2 protein-coding genes are annotated in these 639 nt (G+C 49.1%); both read right to left on the bottom strand.

Annotation, left to right across the window (positions count from 1 at the left end; all coding sequences use genetic code 11):
* Positions 1-356, bottom strand: a 356-nt coding sequence (locus tag U1T56_RS24290; protein WP_418162054.1) for a hypothetical protein, incomplete at its 3' end; no start/stop codon positions are given.
* Between the two features lie 48 nt (positions 357-404).
* A partial coding sequence (locus U1T56_RS24295) for a hypothetical protein (RefSeq protein WP_418162055.1) occupies positions 405-639 on the bottom strand: 235 nt, incomplete at its 5' end.

Below are 639 nucleotides of genomic sequence, written 5' to 3' on the forward strand. Positions count from 1 at the left end.
GCATTGTTGCCGTCAATCGGAAAACCGGCGTCCGACAGCTCGACAATTTTCGACGGGATCGCAAACATGCTCCGTTTTCGCTTGAGACGCCGCCACTCTTTTGTTCCTTGATCCATCCATGCGATTTCAAGGCCAACAGTGCGATTTTTAACATCCTCATAGATTTCTGTAATCACGACCGGCGCGGGGAAAATCATTGTCCCTTTTTCCTCCGTGTAGACGCCGCTTGGTTTGACGACATACCCCCTAGGGGCGATCACCTGGGACGGGACAGGCGCACCGATGGTGTCCAGCCCTTCACGGATCGGGATGACTTCCGCTGTTGCCGCTGTTTCCTTCATGCTGTCCTGCATCATACTTAAAAACTTCCTTTGACGATCCGGTGATAGGTTGCTAAAATTCACTTATAAAACCTCCTTTACTGTGCGCCCCACTCGTAGGAAGTCAGAAACCTGCTCAAGCCATAGGGGCGTTTTTTGTTTTAAGTCAGAAAATGCGTCAAAGCGCTCGTTTTCATCCATGCTGAATTCCATGACGTCAAGAAGATGTTCAATCAGCACAATGTTGTGATACAAATGACCGACCTTCTCTATATCCTCCATGCTTTGCGATGCCTTCAATATAGACCGCATAGCGTGC

The sequence above is a fragment of the Benzoatithermus flavus genome (assembly GCF_037908215.1).
GTDB lineage: Bacteria > Pseudomonadota > Alphaproteobacteria > Geminicoccales > Geminicoccaceae > Benzoatithermus > Benzoatithermus flavus.